Raw genomic sequence first — 4,913 nt, 5'->3', positions numbered from 1 at the left:
ACCCGTCCGCGCGCACAACGCGTCGCCAGCACCACCCGAACCCCTTGTGCCTGTGCAGCCATCAAGGCATCGCTCAGGTCTTTGTGAACCGTGCCGTTCCCGGTGCCGGCCACCACAATGCCCCGCACGGGCCGCGCCGCGCCTGGGGCCATCAGCGCCCGCACCAAGCCGCCGTCCGCATCGGCATGGCTGGTCACAAGCTCCACCCGGGGCAAGGCCTCGGCCGCCAGGAAGCGATGCAAGAGGGCTGGGTCGCGGGAAGGCGCTGGGCTCCACGAAGATCTGAAGCGGCGCACCTCACCCTCTTCCACACAGGCCAGCGGCCCCGCATCTCCGGAATCAAAGGCGTCCAGGCGATAGGTGTGCACCTTCGCCACCTCCGAGGCAGCGTGCACCTGCCCGGCACACACCACCACGACGCCAGCCTGGGCCTCTCGCACCACGGCCAGCGCATCTGCCAGGTTTTGCGGCCCGTCCGGCACCAGCGCGGAGGCTGGGCGCATCGCGCAGGTCAGCACCACCGGCTTGCTCGGCTGCAGCACGCGGTGCAGGACGAAGGCCGTTTCCTCCAAAGTGTCGGTGCCGTGCGTCACGATCACCGCCGCCACCCGAGGGTCATCCACATGCACCTGCAGCCGTGCCACCAGCGCCTGCCACACCGGCAAACCCATGTCCTTGCTGTCGATCTGGGCGACCTGCTCCACCTGCATCGGCACATTGGCCAGGGCGGGCACAGCCGCCACCAGATCGGCCACGCCGACCTGTCCCGCCACATAGCCCACGTTGTCGCCTGCCCGCGCCGCACGCCCGGCGATGGTGCCGCCGGTGCCCAGGATCACGAGCCGCCGGCTCTCATTTGCTTCCACCACTTGCCAATCCTTGAAAACTGGTTAAAAATACAGATACTGGATAAGAAAACAGGTGCCACCCGTCTACCGCGTGTCACCTGCCTTCCCCGACAGTGCTCCTCTTGACCACCACGTTTTCCGCGAGGTTCTCATGCTCGACATGCCCCATACCGCACCGAAGCTCACCGCCCGGCAGCAACAGATCCTGGAATTGATCCAGACGGCAATCGCGCGCACCGGCGCGCCGCCCACCCGCGCTGAAATCGCCAGCGAGCTGGGCTTCAAGTCGGCCAATGCCGCCGAGGAGCATTTGCAAGCCTTGGCGCGCAAGGGCGTGATCGAGCTGGTCAGTGGCACTTCGCGAGGCATCCGCTTGCGCAGCGAAGACCTGCAGTCGATCAACGATTCGCGCGGGCGCCAGCTTACACTGCCGATCCCCAGCTTGGCCCAGCTGGTGCTCCCCCTCATCGGTCGGGTCGCGGCCGGCTCGCCCATCCTGGCGCAGGAACATGTCGACCAGACCTACCAGGTCGAGCGCAGCCTGTTTCAGCGCACGCCCGACTACCTGCTCAAGGTGCGTGGCATGTCCATGCGCGATATCGGCATCATGGACGGCGACCTGCTCGCCGTGCAGGCCACGAAGGAAGCCAAGAACGGCCAGATCGTGGTGGCGCGTCTGGGTGACGATGTCACCGTCAAGCGCTTCATGCGGCGCCAGCACCTGATTGAATTGCACGCGGAAAACCCCGACTACAAGACCATCGTCGTCGAGCCAGGCGAGCCGTTTGAAATCGAAGGACTCGCCGTCGGCCTGATCCGCAACAGTTTCCAGTTCTGACCGATTCCGGTCGGTGTCGCCTCAGCAGGTGGCGGGCGTTTGGTCCCGGCGGGTGTGCAACCCGCCAAGCGGACACATCCCTGCGAAGGCGTCTGATTTTGCAATCCTGCCTGTGTTCAACCCCACCAATGGAGTTTCGCATGGGAAAACTTTTCAACACCAACACGTGGCGCGCCCCTCTGCAGTTGATCGACTGCTGGCTGCCCTCTCCCGCCATTCGCCGCACCCCGGCCGCCAACGAGCCCTTGACCACGCGGGCCATGCAGCGTTTTGCGCGAGCCGGCTGGCTCAAACGTGGCAGCACGGCGCGCACGCCCACCGTCTTGCGCGCTGTGCCAGCGGCGTCAGAACCTGCGCCGCGCGTGCGCGTGCTTCAGCAGACAGGCCCTGCAGCGGCGCATCGCGCCGGTGTGAGGCTGGTGATTTCGGGCCGCATCAGCGACGTGTGCGCCGAACTTGACCGGCTCGCCGACCAGGAACGCCAACTGTCCTCCCGCGCGGCCTGAGCGCGGCCGCCGGTGCGAGCGGCCCTCCCCCTGGCGCACGAGGCACAGCGCTGCATGTAACCAGGGGTCAACGGGCCGGAAGGCGCGGGAGGTGAAGGCACAATAGGGTCATGAATATTGTGATCCTCGATGACTATCAGGACGCTGTGCGCAAACTGCGGTGTGCCGAGAAACTGGAGCCTTACCCGGCCAAAGTCTTCACCAACACGGTCAAAGGCGTGGGCCAGTTGTCCGTGAGATTGCGCGATGCCGATGTCCTTGTCCTGATCCGGGAACGCACCGCCATCACCCGCCAGCTGGTCGAAAAGTTGCCTCGCCTCAAGTTGATCGCCCAAACGGGCCGGGTGGGTGGGCACGTGGACGTGAATGCCTGTACCGAACGCGGCATCGCAGTGGCTGAGGGCGTGGGTTCACCCGTCTCAACCGCTGAGCTCACGTGGGCGCTGATTCTCGCGGCCATGCGGCGAATTCCGCAGTACGTCTCCAACCTCAAGCATGGCGCCTGGCAACAGGCAGGGCTCAAGGCCGCGGCCATGCCCGCCAACTTTGGCGTGGGCATGGTCCTGCGAGGCAAGACGCTGGGCATCTGGAGCTATGGCCGCATTGGGCAAATGGTGGCGGGTTACGGGCGAGCCTTTGGCATGCGCGTGATTGTGTGGGGCAGCGAAGAGAGCTGCGCCCGCGCCGCTTCCGATGGCTTCGACGTGGCGCCCAGTAAAGCCGCTCTGTTTGAAACGGCCGACGTGCTGAGCCTGCACTTGCGGCTGAGCGAGCGCAACGCGGGCTGCGTGACGCCCGAAGACCTCGCCGCCATGAAGACCTCCGCATTGCTGGTCAACACCTCTCGAGCCGAGCTGATCCAGCCCGAGGCGCTGATCGCCTCTCTGAACCGGGGGCGCCCCGGCATGGCCGCAATCGACGTGTTTGAGTCCGAGCCCATCTTGCAAGGCCATGCCCTGCTCAGGCTGGAAAACTGCATCTGCACACCCCACATTGGCTATGTGGAGCAGGACAGCTACGAGATGTACTTTTCCTCTGCGTTCGACAACGTGATCAACTACATCAAGGGCACACCGACCAACATCGTCAATCCAGGCGCGCTCCAGGTGCGGCGCTGACCACGCTGCGAAGACCCCAAAGAAAGAACGCCGGCTGTAGCCGGCGTTTCTTCGTCAGAGCCCAGGCGGTCAGCGTTGGCCATCCGGCTTCGCGCCGGGCTCTTCGTCAGGAGGCATGAAGTCCAGCACTTCGAAGTCGATCAGGTTGCTCAGGGGCAGGTCCTGACCGTCGCCGGCCTTGGCGGTCGGTTCCACCGGTGGAGACACCTCCGGCAGCGAGGCCTCGAACGCCGAGAATTCTGACAAGTCGTTGAGGTTGATGTCCAGGCCCAGATGGGACGAAGCCGGCACAAGCACATCCAGGTCCATCGGCTGGGTGTTGCGGCCAGCGGCGGGTTCCTCGGCGACAGCGCTCCTCTCCCGACCGGGCGCAGCCGGACGCCGGGCATCTGCTTTCAGCGGCTGCATGTTGGTGTGCTTGAACTCGCTGTGTGCTCCAGACAATGGCTCTTCGCGCTTGATCAGCTCCTTGGCGATTGCGTGCAGCAACAACAGCTCGCGGTAGGCCTCCAGATCGAACACCTCGACTTCATCGTCACTGACGTCCCGGAAGATCGACTCCTCGATCAGGTCCAGCACCCGGGGCTGAGGCCACAAAGATTGAATGCGGCTGAACGCCGCCTCGTAGGATTCGAGGCCTCGGCCACCGTCGGTGTAGCGATTGAACGGCGGTGCACCGGCATTGAAGACGTGGTTGAACTCATCGCGCAGGGCGTCGTAGTCTTCGCGGCGTCCCAGCCGGTGATAGAGCTTGAACAGGTCGAGGTAAGCCAACGGGCTGGGCTCATGGCTCTCGGCCAGGTGGTTGCGCAACACCTGGATGGCCTGTTCATCCTCGCCCAGCGACACGAAGAAGTCGGCCTGCTGCTGGACATCGAACAGTTCTTCGGTCGCCACCGAGCGTGAGATGCCCAAGGCGCTGGGAGAAAAATCCCGGCGGTCGCGGGATTGCAGCGAGGCCGGTGAAGGCGGCTGCGCACCGTTGTCCCCCGAGGTCGTCTCAGCCATGCCTTGCAGGTCATCCAGCGACGAGTCCTGGTCCAGGTGAAGGTCCAGTGCCGAGCCATCGGATGCGGGCGCCGCCACCAACGGTGCTCGCCGGCCGCCCGGTCTTGCCGGCGATGCCGCAGCAGGTTTGTCTTCGGGCGCCGAAGACCACCAGGCTCGCGAGGCCTCGGACCCGGCCTGCGCAGGACGCCGCCGCGACGCCATCAGCAGCGCCAGGAGCGCCAGCAGCAGCAAAGCGCCCAGCAGGTACACCAGCCAGTTGCGGTAGCGCTGGTCACGCGCTTCGTTCAACTGAGCGTTCAACTCGCCAATGCTGTTCTGGCTCTGCGCGCGGGCATTGCGCAACTGTTCGGCCTCCGCTTCGAGCGCCGCGAGCTTCTGGGCGTCCCGCAGAATGTCCTCTGGCGAGGCATTGAGGGACTTCCAGAGAAGGCCGGCGGCGGCCCGGGCTTCCTCGGACGTGCTGGGCTCGCTCAGCAAGGAGGGCGAGAGCTTGAGGGTCGGATCTCGCTCGATGCCCGCATCCAGTTCGATCGGATCGAGCGTCAGGCGGGGCGTCGCGGGAGGTGCCGAGGGACGGCGCACCACGCTGCTG

Annotated in this window: 4 protein-coding genes and 1 pseudogene; 3 read left to right on the top strand and 2 right to left on the bottom strand. The window is 65.3% G+C overall.

Annotated features, from left to right (window positions below; translation table 11 throughout):
* On the bottom strand, positions 1 to 869 hold an 869-nt coding region (locus KIT86_RS24120), incomplete at its 3' end, for an asparaginase (RefSeq protein ID WP_297403127.1).
* A 130-nt stretch (positions 870 to 999) separates the two neighbouring features.
* Between KIT86_RS24120 and lexA the strand changes: the two genes are divergently transcribed.
* From lexA to KIT86_RS24105, 3 genes are all read left to right on the top strand, one after another.
* On the top strand, positions 1,000 to 1,686 hold the full coding sequence (gene lexA / locus KIT86_RS24115; protein ID WP_297403124.1) for a transcriptional repressor LexA: 687 nt from the start codon (positions 1,000 to 1,002) through the stop codon (positions 1,684 to 1,686).
* Between the two features lie 140 nt (positions 1,687 to 1,826).
* Positions 1,827 to 2,192, top strand: coding sequence for a hypothetical protein (locus KIT86_RS24110; protein ID WP_297403122.1), 366 nt, complete (start codon positions 1,827 to 1,829; stop codon positions 2,190 to 2,192).
* Between the two features lie 110 nt (positions 2,193 to 2,302).
* The gene (locus tag KIT86_RS24105; RefSeq protein ID WP_297403120.1) at positions 2,303 to 3,310 is read left to right on the top strand and encodes a D-2-hydroxyacid dehydrogenase family protein; all 1,008 of its coding nucleotides are present in this window, start codon (positions 2,303 to 2,305) and stop codon (positions 3,308 to 3,310) included.
* A 69-nt stretch (positions 3,311 to 3,379) separates the two neighbouring features.
* Here the strand turns inward: KIT86_RS24105 and KIT86_RS24100 are convergent.
* Positions 3,380 to 4,913 (bottom strand): annotated as a pseudogene (locus KIT86_RS24100) (hypothetical protein); the annotation flags it as partial.

The organism is Hydrogenophaga sp. (assembly GCF_026125825.1).
GTDB lineage: Bacteria > Pseudomonadota > Gammaproteobacteria > Burkholderiales > Burkholderiaceae_C > Hydrogenophaga.
Note: the sequence above shows the minus strand (reverse complement) of the source record. Positions and strands in the feature narration are given on the sequence as shown.